The sequence below is a fragment of the Bradyrhizobium sp. genome (assembly GCF_035273305.1).
Lineage (GTDB): Bacteria > Pseudomonadota > Alphaproteobacteria > Rhizobiales > Xanthobacteraceae > Bradyrhizobium.
The window spans coordinates 1-18,651 of the sequence record NZ_DATEPI010000162.1; the positions used below are offsets into that span (position 1 = coordinate 1).

General features: G+C 61.3%; 21 protein-coding genes, 1 other RNA gene and 1 pseudogene. 15 read left to right on the forward strand and 8 right to left on the reverse strand.

The window, feature by feature from the left end:
- The 7 genes from VJV58_RS11265 to ssrA all read right to left on the reverse strand — a co-directional run.
- On the reverse strand, nt 1–496 hold a 496-nt coding region (locus VJV58_RS11265; protein WP_324137424.1), incomplete at its 3' end, for a FeoB small GTPase domain-containing protein.
- 36 nt (nt 497–532) lie between these two features.
- Complete coding sequence (locus VJV58_RS11270; protein ID WP_324137425.1) at nt 533–808, reverse strand: FeoA family protein; 276 nt, start codon at nt 806–808, stop codon at nt 533–535.
- A gap of 136 nt (nt 809–944) precedes the next feature.
- Complete coding sequence (locus tag VJV58_RS11275; protein ID WP_324137426.1) at nt 945–1,193, reverse strand: ribbon-helix-helix domain-containing protein; 249 nt, start codon at nt 1,191–1,193, stop codon at nt 945–947.
- Nucleotides 1,190–1,378: a DUF4169 family protein gene (locus VJV58_RS11280; RefSeq protein ID WP_324137427.1), complete on the reverse strand. Its 189-nt coding sequence runs from the start codon at nt 1,376–1,378 to the stop codon at nt 1,190–1,192. The genes VJV58_RS11275 and VJV58_RS11280 overlap by 4 nt, the downstream gene beginning before the upstream one ends.
- A 260-nt stretch (nt 1,379–1,638) precedes the next feature.
- Complete coding sequence (fumC, locus tag VJV58_RS11285) at nt 1,639–3,069, reverse strand: class II fumarate hydratase (protein ID WP_414641477.1); 1,431 nt, start codon at nt 3,067–3,069, stop codon at nt 1,639–1,641.
- Between the two features lie 82 nt (nt 3,070–3,151).
- Entirely contained in the window at nt 3,152–3,661 is a 510-nt protein-coding gene (locus tag VJV58_RS11290) for an SspB family protein (protein ID WP_324137429.1), read from the reverse strand.
- 270 nt (nt 3,662–3,931) lie between these two features.
- Nucleotides 3,932–4,292, reverse strand: a transfer-messenger RNA (tmRNA) gene (gene ssrA / locus VJV58_RS11295).
- A 78-nt stretch (nt 4,293–4,370) separates the two neighbouring features.
- Between ssrA and VJV58_RS11300 the strand changes: the two genes are divergently transcribed.
- From VJV58_RS11300 to VJV58_RS11345, 10 genes are all read left to right on the forward strand, one after another.
- Complete coding sequence (locus VJV58_RS11300) at nt 4,371–4,973, forward strand: chromate transporter (protein ID WP_324137430.1); 603 nt, start codon at nt 4,371–4,373, stop codon at nt 4,971–4,973.
- Nucleotides 4,970–5,503, forward strand: coding sequence for a chromate transporter (locus VJV58_RS11305; protein ID WP_324137431.1), 534 nt, complete (start codon nt 4,970–4,972; stop codon nt 5,501–5,503). Before VJV58_RS11300 ends, VJV58_RS11305 begins: the two co-directional genes overlap by 4 nt.
- A 79-nt stretch (nt 5,504–5,582) precedes the next feature.
- Entirely contained in the window at nt 5,583–6,083 is a 501-nt protein-coding gene (locus VJV58_RS11310; protein WP_324137432.1) for a tripartite tricarboxylate transporter TctB family protein, read from the forward strand.
- 7 nt (nt 6,084–6,090) lie between these two features.
- A complete protein-coding gene (locus VJV58_RS11315; RefSeq protein ID WP_324137433.1) occupies nt 6,091–7,608 on the forward strand; it encodes a tripartite tricarboxylate transporter permease in 1,518 nt (505 codons plus the stop codon).
- Nucleotides 7,609–7,832: 224 nt separating this feature from the next.
- Nucleotides 7,833–8,627, forward strand: a complete 795-nt coding sequence (locus VJV58_RS11320) for a thymidylate synthase (protein WP_324137434.1) — start codon at nt 7,833–7,835, stop codon at nt 8,625–8,627.
- Nucleotides 8,624–9,160: a dihydrofolate reductase gene (locus VJV58_RS11325; RefSeq protein WP_324137435.1), complete on the forward strand. Its 537-nt coding sequence runs from the start codon at nt 8,624–8,626 to the stop codon at nt 9,158–9,160. The genes VJV58_RS11320 and VJV58_RS11325 overlap by 4 nt, the downstream gene beginning before the upstream one ends.
- 156 nt (nt 9,161–9,316) lie before the next feature.
- On the forward strand, nt 9,317–10,465 hold the full coding sequence (hflK, locus tag VJV58_RS11330; RefSeq protein ID WP_324137436.1) for an FtsH protease activity modulator HflK: 1,149 nt from the start codon (nt 9,317–9,319) through the stop codon (nt 10,463–10,465).
- Nucleotides 10,462–11,409, forward strand: coding sequence for a protease modulator HflC (locus VJV58_RS11335; RefSeq protein ID WP_324137437.1), 948 nt, complete (start codon nt 10,462–10,464; stop codon nt 11,407–11,409). The genes hflK and VJV58_RS11335 overlap by 4 nt, the downstream gene beginning before the upstream one ends.
- A gap of 72 nt (nt 11,410–11,481) precedes the next feature.
- The gene (locus tag VJV58_RS11340) at nt 11,482–11,682 is read left to right on the forward strand and encodes a DUF2065 domain-containing protein (protein WP_324137438.1); all 201 of its coding nucleotides are present in this window, start codon (nt 11,482–11,484) and stop codon (nt 11,680–11,682) included.
- 215 nt (nt 11,683–11,897) lie between these two features.
- The gene (locus tag VJV58_RS11345; RefSeq protein WP_324137439.1) at nt 11,898–13,421 is read left to right on the forward strand and encodes a Do family serine endopeptidase; all 1,524 of its coding nucleotides are present in this window, start codon (nt 11,898–11,900) and stop codon (nt 13,419–13,421) included.
- 80 nt (nt 13,422–13,501) lie between these two features.
- Here the strand turns inward: VJV58_RS11345 and serB are convergent, their stop codons facing one another.
- Nucleotides 13,502–14,395: a phosphoserine phosphatase SerB gene (serB, locus tag VJV58_RS11350; protein WP_324137440.1), complete on the reverse strand. Its 894-nt coding sequence runs from the start codon at nt 14,393–14,395 to the stop codon at nt 13,502–13,504.
- Between serB and miaA the strand changes: the two genes are divergently transcribed.
- From miaA to VJV58_RS11375, 5 genes and pseudogenes are all read left to right on the forward strand, one after another.
- The gene (gene miaA / locus VJV58_RS11355; protein WP_324137441.1) at nt 14,373–15,341 is read left to right on the forward strand and encodes a tRNA (adenosine(37)-N6)-dimethylallyltransferase MiaA; all 969 of its coding nucleotides are present in this window, start codon (nt 14,373–14,375) and stop codon (nt 15,339–15,341) included. The two genes, serB and miaA, sit on opposite strands and share 23 nt — an antisense overlap.
- 315 nt (nt 15,342–15,656) lie before the next feature.
- On the forward strand, nt 15,657–17,432 hold the full coding sequence (locus tag VJV58_RS11360) for an acetolactate synthase 3 large subunit (RefSeq protein WP_324137442.1): 1,776 nt from the start codon (nt 15,657–15,659) through the stop codon (nt 17,430–17,432).
- Nucleotides 17,433–17,447: 15 nt separating this feature from the next.
- On the forward strand, nt 17,448–18,431 hold the full coding sequence (locus VJV58_RS11365; RefSeq protein WP_324137443.1) for a threonine dehydratase: 984 nt from the start codon (nt 17,448–17,450) through the stop codon (nt 18,429–18,431).
- The gene (locus tag VJV58_RS11370) at nt 18,425–18,568 is read left to right on the forward strand and encodes a hypothetical protein (protein WP_324137444.1); all 144 of its coding nucleotides are present in this window, start codon (nt 18,425–18,427) and stop codon (nt 18,566–18,568) included. Before VJV58_RS11365 ends, VJV58_RS11370 begins: the two co-directional genes overlap by 7 nt.
- A gap of 11 nt (nt 18,569–18,579) precedes the next feature.
- Nucleotides 18,580–18,651 (forward strand): annotated as a pseudogene (locus tag VJV58_RS11375) (acetolactate synthase small subunit); the annotation flags it as partial.

Here is an 18,651-nt window from a genome sequence, read left to right on the forward strand (position 1 = left end):
GGCGCAACAACTCGGCGGTGCCGCCCTTGCGCACGGCGATGGATGTCACAACCGGTACCCCAAGCGCCTCTGATAACCGCGTTATGTCGACGCTGACGCCACGCCGTGTGGCGATGTCGAACATATTGAGCACCAGCATCACCGGACGGCCTGTGCTCTTTAGCTCTAGCAACAGGCGGATCGTCAGGCGAAGATTGGTGGAATCGGCGACGCATAGCACCAGGTCGGGCACGGCCTCGCCGGGGCTGCGGCCGAGCACCATGTCTCGGGTGATCTCTTCATCCGGGCTGCGACCGCGCAAAGAATAAGTACCGGGCAAATCGACGATCGACACCTGGCGACCGGTGGGCGTGACGAACGATCCTTCTTTGCGCTCTACCGTCACGCCAGGATAGTTCGCAACCTTCTGACGGCTGCCGGTGAGGGCGTTGAACAGCGCGGTCTTGCCGCTGTTGGGCGTGCCCACCAGAGCAAGATGCATCAACGGAGCTTCCATCCCTTTAAGATCCGCTCGCGTCAGCCGACAATTGCGTCAGCCGACAATGATGGCCATGGCCTCGCGGCGCCGTACCGCAACGGTGACGTTCTCGACCCGGACCGCGATCGGATCGCGTCCGACGATGCCCTCATGCAGCACCTCGACCTTGGCGCCTTCGACAAAGCCCAGCTCGATCAGCCGGCTTTCGAGTTCGACCGCCGAAAGCGACGAGCCGGCTTCAGCGGCATCGAGATGCTGGATAACGCCTGAATAACCGCGCTGGGCCAGCCCCAGCGGCAAATGCGGGCGAGTGCCATTGCGTTTGGTCATATCTGTATTTCCGATCGCCCGCGGGTGCGGTCAAGCTCAGCGATGAAGGTGAAGCTGCACCTTAGAGCGATTATAAACAGCGCCCACAATGACGTGCTGGAGCTCGGACGAGACCAGTGTGCTTGACGCTCTAGCTTTACGGCAGTTTTGAATCCGATGCTGCGGCCATCGCCCGGGTGCGAAAGTAATCCAGGACAAAGAGGCGAATGGCGGACGAAAGATTTCCCTGCTGGCGGTTGCTGTCGATTTCGCCGACCAGCTCGGACAACGTCATCTCACGCAACCCCGATATTTCTTTCATGCCGTTCCAGAACGCCTCTTCGAGGCTGACGCTGGTCTTGTGGCCGGCGACGACTATCGAGCGTTTCACGACCGGCGATTTCATGACGCGTCCTCGCCATCGGTCCGGTGCTGGTCGAGCAAGTCCCTGGCGCGCTTGGCACGCCGTTTCTCCAGATCGCGTTCGGATTTGGTCCTGCCGAACCGGGCCCGATTGGCCTTCGCCTGCTTCGAGGATTGTTCTCGTTCAACACGTTTCCTGAATCGCTTCAGGTTAATCACGTCCCCCATGCCTGTCTCCATCATGCAATCAACTTGGGGCCTGAAAGAATTTCACAAAAAGCCTGGAATGATGGCGTTCGGCTTTGGCGCGCCCGCTTCTCATCCGGAGATCACCCGTCAATAGCCCTTTGGTAACACTAAGAAGTTTTGTTTCGCTCTGCGAAAATCAATGATTTTTGCTGTAGCAGGTCACGCCGCAATGACAATAGATGATCAGTCTCATTCTTTGGGTGCAATCGTCCATAGTTATTTTCAACGCGCAGTTCCGATCAGCCGGGATGTGTCATTTTGTCCGGCTGCACCAGGCGGTCGAATTCCGCTGCGGACACAAAGCCCAGCCGTACCGCCTCTTCCTTGAGCGTCGTTCCGTGCGCATGCGCGGATTTGGCGACCTTGGCGGCATTGTCATAACCGATCTTTGGCGCAAGCGCCGTGACCAGCATCAGTGAGCGCTCCATCAACTCCCGAATGCGCTTTTCGTCGGCGCGGATACCCTCGACGCAGTGCTCCGTGAATGACCGGGCCGCATCGGCAAGCAACTGAATGGAATTCATCATGCAATATGCCAGCACCGGCTTGTACACGTTCAGCTCGAAATGGCCCTGGCTGCCGGCGACCGTGATGGTGGTGTGGTTGCCGAACACCTGAGCGCACACCATGGTCAAGGCTTCGCATTGGGTCGGATTTACCTTGCCCGGCATGATCGAGGAACCCGGCTCGTTTTCGGGTAGGATCAATTCGCCGAGGCCGGAACGCGGGCCTGAACCGAGCAGGCGAATGTCGTTTGCAATCTTGAAGAGGCCGGTCGCGACCGAGTTTATCGCGCCGTGGACGAAAACATAGGCGTCGTTCGAGGCCAGCGCCTCGAATTTGTTCGCAGCGCTCGTGAACGGCGTTTTCGTTAGCCGGGCGACGTGCCTGGCAAACGCCTTGGCGAATTCGGGTTTTGAGTTGAGCCCCGTTCCGACCGCGGTGCCGCCCTGGGCCAGCGGGTAAAGATCATTTGTCGCCACGACCAGCCGTTTGATGCCGTTTTCGACCTGGGCGGCGTAACCGGAGAATTCCTGCCCGAGCGTCAGCGGCGTTGCATCCTGCGTATGCGTTCTCCCGATCTTCACGATGCGGGCGAACGCCTTTTCCTTTTTGCGTAGCGCACGATGCAATTCGTCCAGCGCCGGAATGAGATCGGCCCTGATCCGCATCGCGGCGGCAATATGCATGGCCGTCGGGAACGAATCGTTCGACGACTGGCTCATGTTGACGTGATCGTTTGGATGAATGGGTTGCTTGGCGCCCAGCTTGCCCCCGAGCAACTCGTTGGCGCGATTGGCGATGACCTCGTTGAGGTTCATGTTGGTCTGGGTGCCGGAGCCGGTCTGCCACACTACCAAGGGAAAATGATCGTCGAGCTTGCCGTCGATCACCTCGCGGGCGGCCCGGATGATGGCGCCGGCACGACGCTTGTCGATCAGCCCGAGCTCGCGGTTAGTTTCCGCCGAGGCCAGCTTGACGATGCCGAGCGCGCGAACGATCGCAAGCGGCATCCGGTCCTGCCCGATGCGAAAATTCTGGCGGGAACGCTCGGTCTGCGCGCCCCAATAACGGTCGGCGGGGACATCGATCGGGCCGAAGCTATCGGTCTCGGTTCGCGTCGAACCGGGTTTCGGAGATGCAGGGGATCGAGCCATGAATAGGTCCATTGCCCGACGCTCGCCTCGCGCGGTTGACCGCGGCTCCGAGCGGCACGCCGGTTCCAGATTATCGCGCGGATATCCTGCGCTATCATTTCTTGCGGAAGCGATCCAGCCGTACGACTTCGGCGCCCTCGGTGGGCTTGCCCGGCTGGTCCTGGTTTTCCGGCGCCGGCGCGGCGACCGGCAGCGAGGATGGAGCAGGGACCGTCGGAAGCTTCGCCCCCGATGTTTCATCGGCGGGATCGGACGCCTCAAATTGGAGGCCGAACTGTACGGAGGGATCGAAGAAACTCTTTATCGCGTTGAATGGAACGACCAGCCGCTCGGGAATTCCTCCAAACGACAGGCCCACTTCAAACCGGTCCTCGGTCACCACCAGGTCCCAGAACTGGTGCTGGAGGATCACCGTCATCTCCTCCGGGTATTGCGCAAGCAGTCGTGGCGAGAGCTTCACGCCCTCCGCCGTAGAGAGAAACGTGATGAAGAAATGGTGCTCACCGGGGAGGCCATGCTCGGCTGCGTCGGTCAGTACACGGCGCAGCACTCCACGCAGCGCATCGCGCGCCAGCACGTCGTATCGGATATGATCGGTCGCCATTGTCAGTCCTGTCACGTTCGATTGTTGGTCCGCGGCCTTGCCGCCCGTCCGACTCGCCCGTTCGCCTATGCTACTCCGCGCGCGGCTCAAGATCAGCAGACTTGGCGTTACCAACAGAAATTCCAGCAGCTATCGCGGGCCACACGCGGCTTCGTTCAAGTGAAACTCAGCCGCAAGAACTAGCTTTCGATCAACAGCTTGCCGTCGATCTTCTCGCAAAGCAGTTCCGTTGCGATGGAACGCGACGCGCTCAGTTCATCAAGCAAATGAAGTGGAGGCTTCTGTTGCCAGGTGCCTCCGAACCCCGCCTAGCGGAGCTTAACCCACTAGGACTTTAGACTTGGTTTTTCAAACCGCTTACGCGGCCTGAGCAACCGGAGCATAGTTGTCGTTTGCAACTATTGCATAGCCCGATAACGGCGGAACTATACCGGGAAAAAACACGTCCTTTACGCCCTCGTCGATCCTGTTTCGCCCCCGCCGAAACCCGCCGGATTAGCTGGTTCGGGCTTTGGTGGAGGCGCCGGGTACTGCCCCCGGGTCCGAATGGTTTATTACGACGGCAATTTATTTCCATAGCCGGCGAACCGGCGCTCTCAATATAGGATGCAAAGATTGAGAAAAATAGAGCCCGAAAAGGCGCCGTTCGGCGGTGGAACTCGCTGAATTCGGTTGGCCTGACCGAATCCTTCGTTCTAAATCTGGCCCCATGTCCCCGGATTCGCCGCCGGCTGCCGTCGCGGCGCCGGAACTTCCGCCATCAGCCCCGCCGAGCCTGATCGCGCTGTTCGTCGCGTTCGCAAAGATGTCGCTCGCCGGCTTCGGCGGCGTGCTCGTGTGGGCGCGACGCGGCATCGTCGACCAACACCGGTGGATGACCGCCGAGGAATTCAACGAAACATTCGCGCTGTGCCATTTCCTGCCCGGTCCGAACGTGGTGAACCTTTCCGTGGTGTTCGGATCGCGTTTTCGCGGCCCGCTAGGCGGTATCGCGGCCTTTGCCGGGCTGCTGGGTCCTCCGGTCGTCATCGTCACGGTCCTTGCCGTGCTCTATGCGAGGTTCGGCCAAATTGATGCCCTTCGGCGAATTTTGGCCGGGATCTCCTGCGCAGCGGTTGGCCTCCTGATATCGGCGCTTTTTCGCATGATGATGCCCCTGATCAGGAAGCGTGACTGGATCGGCATTGCGATCATGGCGGCGGTGTTCGTCGCGATCGGAGTGCTGCGGTTCCCATTGCCGGCTGTATTGCTGGCCTCGATCCCGCTCAGCATTGGCATCAGCTTTGCGATGGTCCGGAAGGTATCAGGATGAATTCGGAAAGCGATCCGGTCTGGGCTCTGGTCTGGACCTTTGGGTTGATGTCGCTGTTTGCGGTCGGGGGCGCCAACGCCGCCATTCCGGAAATGCACCGGGTCGCGGTCGAGGTCCAGCACTGGATGAGCGACAAGCAATTCTCGGACGTGTTCGCGATCTCGCAGCTTTCGCCGGGTCCGAACGTGCTGATCGTCACGCTCATAGGCTATTCTGTCGCCGGCATCCCGGGGGCGCTCGCGTCAACGCTTGCGATGTGCGTACCGACCGCGGTGCTGGCCTACTGGGTGAGCCGCATGCTGAGGCGCCCCACCCAATCGCGTTGGCCCTCCATCATCCAACGCGCGCTGGTTCCGCTTTCGATCGGGCTGATGGGCGCCAGCGCCCTCATTCTGGCGCTGACGTCGGACCGGACCTGGGCTGCGGGACTTGTCACCGCCGCCACCGCGGCGCTGGCGTTCGCGACGCGCCTGCATCCACTCTGGCTATTGCTGGCCGGAGGCATTTTGGGTTTTGCTGGCCTTATCTAGCGAAAATCGGTACGCAGGATTCGAAGCAACCGCCATCGAAACGGAATGGGCGCAAAGCCCTCGTGCGGGGGAGATGACGATGAGTGACAGGCCAGGTCACGGTGAGGGGCAATCCATGATGCCGACATGGGTCCGCTCCCCGCAGGATTTCTTCGGCGGCATCGCGCTGATGGCGATCGCGCTATTCGCGTTCTGGGCTTCGAGCGATCTGCAGGGGATGCATGGGTTTTCATTCGGCGCGGGAACCGCCCCCCGGATGTTTGCCGGCCTGTTGCTCGGATTGGGTTTCGCCATCACCGTCGTCGGCATCCTCACCGAGGGAGCGCAGCTGGCCGCTTACGCGTGGCGAGGGCCACTGTTTGTCTCGCTCTCCATTCTTTCGTTCGCAATCACCATTCGGCCGCTAGGTCTGGTGGTCTCAGCTTTCGCAAGCTTCATGATTTCAGCGTTGGGCACGCCGGAAACCCGGTGGCGTGAAACCATCATCGTCGGCGTCTGCCTCACGATCGGGTGTAGTTTGCTTTTTCCGTACGCGCTGGGGCTGCCGCTGCAGCTGTTTCCTCGCTTTTTGATTCAGTGAGGGCGGAATGGCTGAGCTTTTTTCCAATCTGGCTCTCGGCTTTGGGGTCGCTTTCACGCCGATCAATCTTCTGCTGTGCCTGATCGGCGCGCTGGTCGGTACGTTAGTTGGCGTGCTGCCTGGAATTGGTACCATCGCGACGGTGGCCATGCTGCTGCCGATCACGTTCGGCCTGCCGCCGGTCGGCGCGTTGATCATGCTCGCGGGCATCTATTACGGCGCGCAGTATGGCGGATCGACCACGTCGATCCTGGTCAATATTCCCGGCGAGGCAACCTCGGTGGTGACGACGCTCGATGGCTTCCAGATGGCCAAGCAGGGTCGCGCCGGTCCGGCGCTCGCGATCGCTGCGATTGGTTCGTTCTTCGCCGGATGCGTCGCGACGGTGCTGATCGCGGTGCTCGGCGCTCCCCTGACAAAACTCGCCCTGGCGTTCGGCCCCGCCGAATATTTCTCGCTCATGGTGCTCGGCCTGATCTTCGCGGTCGTGCTTGCAAAGGGATCGGTGCTGAAGGCGATCGCAATGATCGTGCTCGGCTTGCTGCTGTCGATGGTCGGCTCCGATATCGAGACCGGCGCATCGCGCATGGCGTTCAATATTCCAGAGCTTGCGGACGGCCTCGGCTTCGCGACGGTAGCCATGGGCGTATTCGGATTCGCGGAGATCATCCGCAATCTCGACGCCGGTGCGGAAATGGATCGGCATCTCGTGCAGCAGAAGATCACCGGATTGATGCCGACCAAAAAAGACCTCATCGACTCGGCGCCCGCTATTCTGCGCGGCACGGTACTGGGATCGATCCTCGGCATTCTGCCGGGCGGCGGCGCGGTGATCGCCTCATTCGCGGCTTACACATTCGAAAAGAAAATTGCCAAGGACCCGTCGCGGTTCGGTCGCGGCGCGATCGAAGGCGTGGCCGCCCCTGAGAGCGCCAACAACGCGGCGGCGCAAACCTCGTTCATCCCGCTGCTGACGCTCGGCATCCCGCCTAACGCGGTGATGGCACTGATGGTCGGGGCTATGACCATTCACGGCATCATGCCGGGACCGCAGGTGATGCAGAAACAGCCCGAACTCGTCTGGGGCATGATCGCTTCAATGTGGATCGGCAACCTGATGCTGATCATCATCAACCTGCCGCTGGTTGGGGTTTGGGTGCGTTTGCTGCGCGTACCGTATCGCCTGATGTTCCCTTCGATTGTGATCTTTTGCGCGATCGGCATCTATTCCCTCAACAACGCTCCGGTTGACGTCATCCTCGCTGGCGCATTCGGGCTGTTCGGCTATTGGCTCATCAAACACGATTTCGAACCCGCGCCCCTGCTACTCGGGATGGTGCTCGGGCCGCTGATGGAGGAAAACCTTCGCCGGACGCTGCTGATCTCGCGCGGCGACTGGTCGGTATTCTTGACCAGGCCACTGTCGGCGGTGCTGATGGCGATGGCCGCGTTCCTGTTGGTGCTCGCGGTATTGCCGTCGCTGCGAAAGAAGCGCGACGAGGTGTTCGTCGAATCGGAAACCTGATCTGTCGCCGTCTCTCGGCGGGTGATGGGATTGTATGGCGCGTTACCCACGAGGTCGGACGGTCCTTCCGCCCTTGCCGTTTGTGGCCGGGATACTCATTTTTCCGGTATAATCGGGCGGTTCCGCCGAATCGGCGCTGCCGAATGGCCGCCGCGGCGCTAAATTCGCCTTCTCGGAAGGCGATGACACAACACGAATGTACTTACATCCACTGACACAACATCATGAATCAGTATCACGATCTACTTGAACGGATTCTCTCGGACGGCGTCGAGAAAAGCGACCGCACCGGGACCGGCACGCTGTCGATCTTCGGCCATCAGATGCGTTTCAATCTGGCAGCCGGTTTCCCGATGCTGACCACCAAGAAGCTGCCGCTAAAAGCCATCGTGCATGAGCTGCTGTGGTTTCTCAAAGGCGAGACCAACATCAAATACCTCAAGGACAACGGCGTTTCGATCTGGGACGAATGGGCAGACGCCAACGGCGATCTCGGCCCGGTCTATGGCTCGCAATGGCGGTCCTGGCCCGCCCCGGACGGGCGCCGCATCGACCAGATCGCTGGCGTGATCGACATGATCCGGCGCAATCCGGATTCGCGGCGGCTGATCGTCAGTGCGTGGAATCCGGCTGAGGTCGACAAGATGGCGCTGCCGCCGTGTCACTGCCTGTTTCAGTTCTATGTCGCCAACGGCAAGCTGTCGTGCCAGCTGTATCAACGCTCCGGCGACGCCTTTCTCGGCGTGCCCTTTAACATCGCATCCTATGCGTTGTTGACCATGATGGTGGCGCAGGTCACGGAGTTGAAGCCGGGAGAGTTCGTGCATTCGTTCGGCGACGTGCATCTTTATGCCAACCACCTCGAGCAGGCGCGGCTGCAACTAACGCGTCCGACACGCCCGTTACCGGTGATGAAGATCAATCCTGATGTGAAGGACATCTTCTCGTTCCGTTATGATGATTTCAATCTGGTCGGCTACGATCCGCATCCGCACATCAAGGCCGAGGTCGCGGTGTGACCGCCAATGCTGAAGTTTCTCCTAAAATCGTTCTCATCGTCGCAGTAGCCGATAATGGCGTCATCGGATCCAAGGGGGCTCTTCCATGGCGGCTCAAGTCCGACTTGAAGCGCTTCAAGGCGATGACCATAGGCCGGCCGGTCGTGATGGGGCGCAAGACATTCGCTTCAATCGGCAGACCGCTTCCCGGGCGCACCAACATCGTGGTCACGCGCGATCCCAATTTTCGCGCGCGCGGAGCGGTGGTGACGACTTCACTCGCCGATACCCGCGCGATCGCGCGCGGCGACGCGCTGCGACGTTCGGCTACTGAAATTGCCGTGATCGGCGGCGCGGAAATCTACGCTCAGTGGATAGATATCGCGGACCGTCTGGAAATTACCGAGGTGCACGCTCGACCCGAGGGGGATACCTGTTTTGCCGCAATTGATGCGACAGCCTGGAAAGAGGTGGCGCGCATGCGGCATCCGGCCGCTGGTGACGATAACGCCGACTTCTCCTATGTGACCTATCGGCGGCGAAAGTCGAATTAACTGCATTCTGCAATGTTTAGTTGACAATTAACGCCCGGAGCATAGCTGCTTGCGAACCTAAGCTTGCGTTGTAAGGCCGGGAGCGGTCCCTTATAAGGCCGTGCAGATGTTGCGAGGCCGGGCGTTTGCCGTCGGAGCCTCGCGAAGGAGACGTCAATGCCGTGGAAGAATCAGGGTGGAGGCCCATGGGGCTCGGGTCCGAAAGGACCTTGGGGCTCCGGCCCGCAACCGGTCGGGCCAAGGCCGCCCGACCTTGAAGACCTTCTGCGCCGCGCCCAGGACCGGCTGCAACAATTGCTGCCGGGCGGCCATTTCAGCGGCCTCGGCATTGCGCTGATCGTGATCGGCGCATTGGCGATCTGGGGTCTTTCCGGATTCTTCCGCGTGCAGTCCGAAGAACTCGGTGTGGTGCTGCGGTTCGGCAAGCACGTGCGCACGGTGCAGCCGGGCTTGAACTATCATCTGCCATATCCGATCGAGACCGTGCTGCTGCCAAAGGCGCTGCGCGTCTCCACCATCTCCATCGGCATGACGCTGATCGAAGATCCGGCGCGCCGCGGCCGGACCATGCGCGACGTGCCTGAGGAAAGCCTGATGCTTACGGGCGACGAGAATATCGTCGACGTGGATTTCACCGTGCTCTGGCGCATCAAGCCCGATGGCGTCGGCAATTATCTTTTCAACATCCAGAATCCCGAAGGCACGGTGAAGGCGGTCGCCGAAAGCGCGATGCGTGAAGTGATCGGCCGCTCCAACATCCAGCCGATCCTGACCGGCGCTCGCACCTCGACCGAACAGGGCGTGCAGGAACTCATGCAGAAGACTCTCGATCACTATGGCTCAGGTATCCAGGTCGCGCAGGTGCAGATGCAGAAGGTCGACCCGCCGGCGCAGGTGATAGATGCGTTCCGGGACGTGCAGGCCGCGCGCGCGGACTTGGAGCGCTTGCAAAACGAGGCGCAGACCTATGCCAACCGGGTGATCCCCGATGCGCGAGGGCGGGCGGCGCAAATTGTGCAGATCGCCGAAGGCTACAAGCAGCAGGCCGTCGCCGAAGCCAAGGGCCAGAGCGCGCGTTTCCTGAAAGTATATGATGAATACAAGAAGGCGCCCGACGTAACGCGGCAACGCATTTATCTGGAAACGATGGAGCACATTCTCGGTGGCGCCGAGAAGCTCGTGTACGACGGCGGCGGTTCGGCGCAGAGCGTAGTGCCATACCTGCCTTTGAACGAGCTGACGCCGAGACGTCAGCCACCCAGCGCGAGCGGCCAGCCGCAGCAGCAAAGCGGAGCCACGCGATGAGGTCCCCCGTTACAGGCATCGCGGCGTTAGTCGTGCTGCTAGCCGTCCTGATCGTCGGCTACAGCTCCGTATTCACCGTCGACATGACCGAGCAGGCGTTGGTGGTGCGGCTAGGTGAACCCATCCGCGTCGTGACCGAACCTGGCCTCAATTTCAAAGCGCCCTTCATCGATACCGTGATCCCGATCGACAAGCGCATTCTCGATCTTGAAAATCCTTCGCAGGAAGTGATCGCGTCGGATCAGAAGCGGCTGGTGGTGGATGCGTTCGCACGATACCGGATCAAGAACGCGCTGCGCTTCTACCAGTCGGTGGGTACGATCCAGGCCGCCAATCTGCAGTTGACGACGCTGCTGAACGCCTCACTTCGCCGCGTGCTCGGCGAGGTCACCTTCATTCAGGTGGTGCGGGACGAGCGTGAGGCCCTGATGGGACGAATTCGCGATCAGCTCGACAGGGAAGCCGACGGCTACGGCATCCAGGTGGTCGACGTGCGGATCAGACGCGCCGATCTGCCTGAGCAGAACAGCCAGGCGGTCTACCAGCGGATGCAGACCGAGCGGCAGCGCGAGGCGGCTGAATTCCGCGCCCAAGGCGGCCAGAAGGCGCAGGAGATCCGGTCCAACGCCGACCGCGAAGCGACCGTGATCGTCGCTGAAGCCAATTCGACGGCCGAGCGGGTGCGCGGCGAGGGCGATGGCGAGCGCAACCGGCTGTTCGCCGAAGCCTACGGCAAGGATCAGGATTTCTTTGCTTTTTACCGGTCCATGTCGGCTTATGAGAACGGGCTGAAGAGCAATGACACCCGTTTCCTGCTGCGACCGGACTCCGAGTTCTTCAAGTTTTTCAGCAGCGCCTCCGGTAAACCGCCCGCGCCGAACGGTTCGGCGCCGGCTTCCGCGGCGAGCGCGGCTCCCGCTCAAGCAGCGGCGCCAAAGCCTTAAGCTCGGGACAAAGCGCGACACCGCGCGCGCTTTGTTGACAAAGCAAAAATCAGCCAGGGAGATTGCAGTCCGATGAGGTCTATAGCGTTTGCCGACTTCCTCATCGGTCTGGGCATTCTGTTCGTGCTTGAAGGGCTAATGTTCGCGGCAAGCCCCGCCTGGATGCGCCGAGCCATGAAAAGCGCGTTGGAGACGCCCGAGAATATTTTGCGTCTCGTCGGCATCGGATCGGCGGTGGCCGGGCTGATTCTGATTTGGCTGGTCCGGCGCTAGCGACATCCACAAGCGACAGTCGCAGCCGGGCTGGTTCAGAGCCCTCGGAAATCGGTTGGCATCAACGGCATCGTGAGTGGCGAGTTCCCGCTTTTCGCCGTATTCAAACCGGCTTATTGCAATGGAATGTCCGGGCAAATGCTTGCGCCGCCGCCCCGTTCGGGCGCACTGTGGACTTCAAATCCCGCGACGATTTTTCGAGAGAGAGAACTGATATGACCGGTGCGATTCCAGCCCTGAGCCGTCGCCTGCTGCTTCCCGCGCTGGCGGCGATCTGCTTTGGCGCAATAACCGTTTTCACGTCGGCGCCGGCGCTGGCACGCGGTCCCGACGGCATCGCCGACGTCGCCGAGAAGGTGATCGATGCCGTCGTCAATATCTCGACCTCTCAGACCGTCGAAGCCAAAGGGCCTGGCGCTGACGGCGGCGGCGCGATCCCGCGCTTGCCTCCGGGTTCGCCGTTCGAGGAATTCTTCGACGACTTTTTCAAGAACCACCGCGGCCCGGGTGCCGGTCCGAACAGGAATGGTGAGAAGAACAGCGAAGTCCCACCCCGCAAGACTAACTCGCTCGGCTCCGGCTTCATCGTCGACACTTCGGGGATCGTGGTCACCAACAATCACGTGATCGCCGATGCCGACGAGATCAACGTCATCATGAATGACGGTAGCAAGTTCAAGGCCGAGCTGGTTGGCGTGGACAAGCGGACCGATCTCGCCGTGCTGAAGTTCAAGCCGACCAAGCCGCTGGTGGCGGTGAAGTTCGGCGATTCCGATAAGCTGCGCCTCGGCGAATGGGTGATCGCGATCGGCAACCCGTTCAGCCTCGGCGGTACGGTGACTGCCGGCATCGTCTCGGCGCGTAACCGCGACATCGCTTCCGGGCCCTATGACAACTACATCCAGACTGATGCCGCCATCAATCGCGGCAATTCCGGCGGCCCGCTGTTCAATCTCGACGGTGAAGTGATCGGGGTCAACACGCTGATCATCTCGCCCTCGGGCGGCTCGATCGGCATCGGTTTCGCGGTGCCTTCCAAGACCGTCGTCGGCGTGGTCGATCAGCTCCGCCAATTTGGCGAGCTTCGCCGTGGCTGGCTCGGCGTCCGCATTCAGCAGGTCACGGACGAGATCGCGGAAAGCCTCAACATCAAACCCGCACGCGGCGCATTGATAGCCGGCGTCGAGGACAAGGGTCCGGCTAAGCCTGCCGGCATCGAGCCCGGCGACGTCGTGGTCAAGTTTGACGGAAAGGACATAAAGGAGCCGAAAGATCTGTCGCGCGTGGTGGCGGATACCGCGGTCGGCAAGGAAGTTGACGTCGTCATCATCCGCAAAGGCGCGGAAGAAACCAGGAAGGTCACGCTCGGGAAGCTTGAGGATACCACCAAGCCCGTGCCGGCGTCGGTAAAAAAGGATGAGCCCGCGGAAAAGCCGGTGACACAAAAGGCGCTAGGCCTCGATCTCGCCTCGCTCAATAAGGATCTGCGCAGCCGCTACAAGATCAAGGACAGCGTCAAGGGCGTGATTATCACCAACGTCGACGGTAGTTCGGATGCAGCAGAGAAACGCCTTAGCGCTGGCGATGTCATTGTCGAGGTGGCGCAGGAGGCGGTCAGCAATGCAGGCGACGTCAAGAAGCGTCTCGATCAGTTAAAAAAGGACGGCAAGAATTCCGTGCTGCTTCTCGTGTCCAATCCCGAGGGCGAATTGCGCTTTGTGGCGCTGAAGGTTCAGTGAGCCCCACACTGAGGTGGTGCGCTTACGTCGCTAGCGGAGCAGGGACAAGCGTAGCGGGTTTTCCTGAACGAGTTGAAGGATTATCCGCTCACAAACTCATCCCTGCGATAGCCTTGCGCGTAAAGTAACGCGGTGAGGTCGCCATGGTCGATCCGCGCCGCCGCGGCGGCGGCAACGGCCGGCTTGGCATGGTAGGCGACACCGAGGCCGGCTTGCTCGATCATGCCGAGATCGTTGGCGCCGTCGCCGACCACAAGCGTGTCGATGTTGTCGAGATCGAATGACTCGCGCAGATCGATAAGCGTTGCGAGCTTGGCGGCACGGCCAAGCACCGGCTCGACAACTTGACCGGTCAGCTTGCCGTCCTCGATTTGCAGCTGATTGGCGCGGTTCTCCTGAAACCCAATCCATTCAGCAACGACTTTGGTAAACAATGTAAAGCCGCCTGAGATCAGGCACGTCCAGGCACCGTGCGCGCGCATAGTCGCGACCAACTCGCGACCGCCGGGGGTCGGTTTGATGCGCTTGGCGAGAACCTCATCGACGACGCTGACCGGCATGCCTTTCAATAGCGCGACGCGTTCGCGCAGTGCCGGCTCGAACTCGATTTCGCCGCGCATCGCGCGCTCTGTGATCCGGGCGATATGGGCTTTGAGGCCGACGAAATCCGCCAATTCGTCGATGCACTCCTGGCCGATGATCGTAGAATCCATATCGGCCAGCAAAAGTTTCTTGCGCCTGATGGACTGAGGCTGCACGACAATATCAATCGGCAGGTCGCCGCGCGCCTGACGCAGGCGGCTTTCGATGTCGCGAATATCTTCACTGCCGGAGAAGGGGATGTCGACCGCTACTTCGTCGAATAACCATTGTGCCGGACCGGGCGAGGGCAAAATGGCGCGCGCGCCGTCCACCACCGTGCTATCGAGCGCGGGGTCCGCGGGATTGCAAATGAGCGTGGCGACGAGGGACATCGGAGTGAGTTCGCAACGAGACGTTAGCAAGGCGGTGCTTATCGCAGGGCCTACCGCCAGCGGCAAGTCGGCGCTGGCGCTGGAGTTGGCGGAAAAAACCCGCGGCGTCATCATCAATGCCGACTCCATGCAGGTGTACCGCGATCTTCGCATCATCACGGCGCGGCCGACTTTGGCGGAGGAGGCGCGCGTCGCGCACCGGCTTTATGGCCATGTTGATGCCGCCGCGAACTTCTCGGCGGGCGCTTGGGTGGGTGACGCATCAGTGGCACTGGCGGAGGCGCGCGCGCAGAACCAGCTACCTATTTTCGTGGGGGGCTCCGGACTTTATTTCAAGGCGCTGACGCGGGGCCTGTCGGCGGTGCCGCCGATTCCGCCCGAGATACGCGAAAGCGTGCGCGCAAGGCTTGAGCGCGATGGCGTCGAGGCGCTGCACAGCGAATTGGCGCGGCACGATCCGAAATCAGCGGAGCGCTTGGAGCCGCGCGACCGCACCCGCATCGCGCGCGCGCTCGAAGTCGTTGAGGCCACCGGACGGTCTCTTACTGATTGGCATCGTGAGGGATTGCCGCCGCTGCTGACGCCGGGCACCTTCACCGCGCTGTTTCTTGCGCCGGATCGCGACCAGCTTTACGCGCGGATCGATGCGCGCTTCGACGCGATGATAAAGGATGATGCAGTTGCGGAGGTCGCGGCATTGGCCGCGCGCCGCCTCGATTCACAATTGCCGGTCATGAAGGCCCATGGGGTGCCGCCGTTGATCCGGCATCTCCGGGGAGAGATCACGCTGGAGGAAGCCGCGATCCAGGGGCGCGCGGACACCCGGCATTACGCCAAGCGGCAGTTCACCTGGTTTCGGCACCAGCTGCCAGAATTCGAATGGGTGAATCCGGAGCGGGCCATGGCATGGCTCGACACGGTGCTTGCCGGCTCCTTTCCCCGATAACTCCACTTGTAACTAAAAAAACGCTCTCGCCGCAGCGCGCAAACCGAGTTAAGCTGCTGGCCTGCGCTTCGCGTCGTCTTGCCTTGACATCCGGGGTTTTGACGCTATGGTCGCGCAACCTTTGGCAAGTATTGGCAGCTAAATGCGTAACAAAATTACCAAACTGCTTATCGTCGTCGTACCCAGGCGCACCGCCGGGGATGGCTGAGGCCATCCAGAATTCGGGCGGTGCGCTGGGGCCTCTTGGGCCCCTTTTTCATTTCTGACCAACACAACTGAAAGAAGCCGCTGACCACAGCGCATCCGGAGCAAGTCATGACTGAGACGAGCCACGATCCCAACCAGATGACCGGCGCCGCGATGATCGTGCGAGCGCTGATCGATCATGGCGTCAAACACATCTTCGGTTATCCGGGCGGCGCGGTGCTTCCGATCTATGACGAAATCTTTCAGCAGAGCGAGTTCGAGCACATCCTGGTCCGGCACGAACAGGGCGCCGGCCATGCCGCCGAAGGTTATGCGCGTACTACCGGCAAGCCAGGCGTGGTGCTGGTGACCTCGGGGCCGGGCGCCACGAACATGGTGACCGCGCTGACCGACGCGCTGATGGATTCGATCCCGCTGGTTTGCATCACCGGCCAGGTGCCGACTCACCTGATCGGAAACGACGCGTTTCAGGAGTGCGACACTGTCGGCATCACCCGGCCCTGCACCAAGCACAATTGGCTGGTGCGGGATGTCAACGATCTCGCCAAGGTGTTGCACGAGGCGTTCTACGTCGCCAGCACCGGCCGTCCCGGTCCGGTTGTGGTCGACGTGCCGAAGGACGTGCAGTTCGCGCTCGGCACCTATCATCCGCCGCGCAAGGCCGACGTACACGTCTCTTATGCTCCGCGGGTGAAGGGCGATCCGATGCAGATCCGCAAGGCCGTGGCGTTGCTCGCGTCCGCCAAGCGGCCCGTGATCTACACCGGCGGCGGCGTGATCAATTCCGGTGCCGAAGCCTCGAGGCTGCTGCGCGAATTGGTTGAGGTCACCGGTTTTCCGATCACCTCGACGCTGATGGGATTGGGCGCCTATCCGGCATCAGGTGCGAACTGGCTCGGCATGCTCGGCATGCACGGCACCTACGAAGCCAATATGAGCATGCATGGTTGCGACGTGATGCTCTGCGTTGGCGCGCGGTTCGATGACCGCATCACCGGTCGCATCGACGCGTTTTCGCCGGGCTCCAAGAAGATCCACATCGACATCGACCCGTCGTCGATCAACAAGAATATCCGTGCCGACGTGCCGATCATCGGCGATGCCGGCAACGTGCTCGGGGATTTGCTGCAGGTGTTCAAGGCGGAAGCCAAGAAGCCGGACATCCGGGCGTGGTGGCAGGAAATAGCGAAATGGCGCGCGCGACACTCGCTGGCGTACAAAAAGAACAACGATATCATCCTGCCGCAATTCGCGATCCAGCGGCTGTTCGAGGCCACGCGTGGCCGCGACGTCTACATCACCACCGAAGTTGGGCAGCATCAGATGTGGGCGGCGCAGTTCTTCGGATTCGAGGAGCCGCACCGCTGGATGACGTCGGGCGGGCTGGGCACCATGGGCTACGGCTTGCCCGCCGCGCTTGGCGTGCAGGTTGCTCATCCCGACAGTCTTGTGATCGACATTGCCGGCGATGCTTCGGTGCAGATGACGATGCAGGAGATGTCGACTGCAATCCAGTATGAATTGCCGATCAAGATCTTCATTCTGAACAACCAGTACATGGGGATGGTTCGGCAGTGGCAGCAACTGCTGCACGGCAATCGGCTCTCGCATTCCTATTCGGAGGCGCTGCCTGACTTCGTCAAGCTCGCCGAGGCGTTCGGCTGTGTCGGCATCCGCGCGATCAAGCCGGGCGATCTCGATGGCGCCATCAAGGAAATGATCAGCGTCAAGCGACCGGTGCTGTTCGATTGCCGGGTCGCGGCGCTGGAAAATTGTTTCCCGATGATCCCGTCCGGCAAGGCGCATAATGAAATGCTGCTCCCGGCTGAAGCTACCGACGAAGCTACGGCCACGGCGTTTGCCGGCGGCAAGGCGCTGGTGTGAAGATGAGACGAGCCGATGTTTGATCTGTCGCAATTGGAAGCCGCGCATGCGGTCGTCGGCGCGGCGATGCCGCCGACGCCCGCTTACGCATGGCCGCTGCTCTCGCAGCGGCTTGGCGCGACGGTCGTGGTCAAACACGAGAACCACACACCGATCGGCGCGTTCAAGGTGCGGGGCGGGTTGGTTTATGTCGATCGCCTCAAGCGCGAGCGGCCGAACACGGCGGGGCTAATCTCGGCGACCCGGGGCAATCACGGCCAGAGCCTGGCGTTCGCGGCGAGTCGGTACGGCATGCCGGTGACGATCTACGTGCCGCACGGCAATTCGGTCGAGAAAAACCGCGCGATGCGCGCGTTCGGCGCCAACCTGATCGAATATGGCGAAGATTTTCAGGCAGCCCGCGAGCAGGCTGAACGCCACGCCCAGCGTGATGGCCTCGAATTCGTCCCGTCGTTTCATCCTGATCTCGTGCTGGGCGTTGCTACCTATGCGCTCGAACTGCTTCGCCATGCGCCAGACCTCGACATTCTCTACGTGCCGATCGGGCAGGGGTCCGGCATCTGCGGCTGTATCCTGGCGCGTGACCTGCTGGGCCTGACCACCGAAATCGTCGGCGTGCAGTCCACGGAAGCGCCGTCGTATGCGTTGTCATTCGCCGCCGGCACACTCGTGATCACCGAGACCAGCAACACCAGGGCCGATGGCATGGCGACGCGCGTCCCTGATGCGGACGCGCTCGCGATCATTCGCAAAGGCGCCTCACGCATCTTGCAGGTCAGTGATGACGAGATCGCGGCGGCGATCCGGGCGTACTGGACCGATACACACAATGTCCCTGAGGGCGCTGGTGCCGCGGCGCTTGCTGCCGCGCTGCAGGAAAAGCCCAGGCTCGGCGGCAGGCGGGTGGGGGTTATTCTGAGCGGCGGCAATATCGATTTCGATCTGTTCAAGCGATGGGTGATGGCGGATGCGCCGGCCCAAGGGGCGCGCGCATGGTGACGCCAGCATTTGCCAGGAATTCCGCTGTCATCGTCCGGCTCGACCGGACGATCCAGTACGCCGCGGCCGAGGTGGGAATCTCGGCGCCGGTGATTACTGGATGCCCCGCCTTCGCGGGGCATGACAAGAACGAATAGAGGGAACGACAATGAACCAGCCGGCATCCGCCTATTTCATCGAGGACCGTCACGATCCCAACGAGACGCACACGCTCTCGGTG

Excerpts from the sequence above, each read along its gene's own strand:
- VJV58_RS11290 (WP_324137429.1), bottom strand. The coding sequence starts at position 3,661 with ATGGCGACCGATCATATCCGATACGACGTGCTGGCGCGCGATGCGCTG.
- fumC (WP_414641477.1), bottom strand. The coding sequence starts at position 3,069 with ATGGACCTATTCATGGCTCGATCCCCTGCATCTCCGAAACCCGGTTCG.
- VJV58_RS11310 (WP_324137432.1), top strand. The coding sequence starts at position 5,583 with ATGAGTGACAGGCCAGGTCACGGTGAGGGGCAATCCATGATGCCGACA.
- VJV58_RS11270 (WP_324137425.1), bottom strand. The coding sequence starts at position 808 with ATGACCAAACGCAATGGCACTCGCCCGCATTTGCCGCTGGGGCTGGCC.
- VJV58_RS11365 (WP_324137443.1), top strand. The coding sequence starts at position 17,448 with ATGTTTGATCTGTCGCAATTGGAAGCCGCGCATGCGGTCGTCGGCGCG.
- VJV58_RS11275 (WP_324137426.1), bottom strand. The coding sequence starts at position 1,193 with ATGAAATCGCCGGTCGTGAAACGCTCGATAGTCGTCGCCGGCCACAAG.
- VJV58_RS11340 (WP_324137438.1), top strand. The coding sequence starts at position 11,482 with ATGAGGTCTATAGCGTTTGCCGACTTCCTCATCGGTCTGGGCATTCTG.
- VJV58_RS11320 (WP_324137434.1), top strand. The coding sequence starts at position 7,833 with ATGAATCAGTATCACGATCTACTTGAACGGATTCTCTCGGACGGCGTC.
- VJV58_RS11315 (WP_324137433.1), top strand. The coding sequence starts at position 6,091 with ATGGCTGAGCTTTTTTCCAATCTGGCTCTCGGCTTTGGGGTCGCTTTC.
- miaA (WP_324137441.1), top strand. The coding sequence starts at position 14,373 with ATGAGCGTGGCGACGAGGGACATCGGAGTGAGTTCGCAACGAGACGTT.
- serB (WP_324137440.1), bottom strand. The coding sequence starts at position 14,395 with ATGTCCCTCGTCGCCACGCTCATTTGCAATCCCGCGGACCCCGCGCTC.
- VJV58_RS11280 (WP_324137427.1), bottom strand. The coding sequence starts at position 1,378 with ATGGGGGACGTGATTAACCTGAAGCGATTCAGGAAACGTGTTGAACGA.
- VJV58_RS11305 (WP_324137431.1), top strand. The coding sequence starts at position 4,970 with ATGAATTCGGAAAGCGATCCGGTCTGGGCTCTGGTCTGGACCTTTGGG.
- VJV58_RS11345 (WP_324137439.1), top strand. The coding sequence starts at position 11,898 with ATGACCGGTGCGATTCCAGCCCTGAGCCGTCGCCTGCTGCTTCCCGCG.
- VJV58_RS11335 (WP_324137437.1), top strand. The coding sequence starts at position 10,462 with ATGAGGTCCCCCGTTACAGGCATCGCGGCGTTAGTCGTGCTGCTAGCC.
- hflK (WP_324137436.1), top strand. The coding sequence starts at position 9,317 with ATGCCGTGGAAGAATCAGGGTGGAGGCCCATGGGGCTCGGGTCCGAAA.
- VJV58_RS11360 (WP_324137442.1), top strand. The coding sequence starts at position 15,657 with ATGACTGAGACGAGCCACGATCCCAACCAGATGACCGGCGCCGCGATG.
- VJV58_RS11370 (WP_324137444.1), top strand. The coding sequence starts at position 18,425 with ATGGTGACGCCAGCATTTGCCAGGAATTCCGCTGTCATCGTCCGGCTC.
- VJV58_RS11300 (WP_324137430.1), top strand. The coding sequence starts at position 4,371 with ATGTCCCCGGATTCGCCGCCGGCTGCCGTCGCGGCGCCGGAACTTCCG.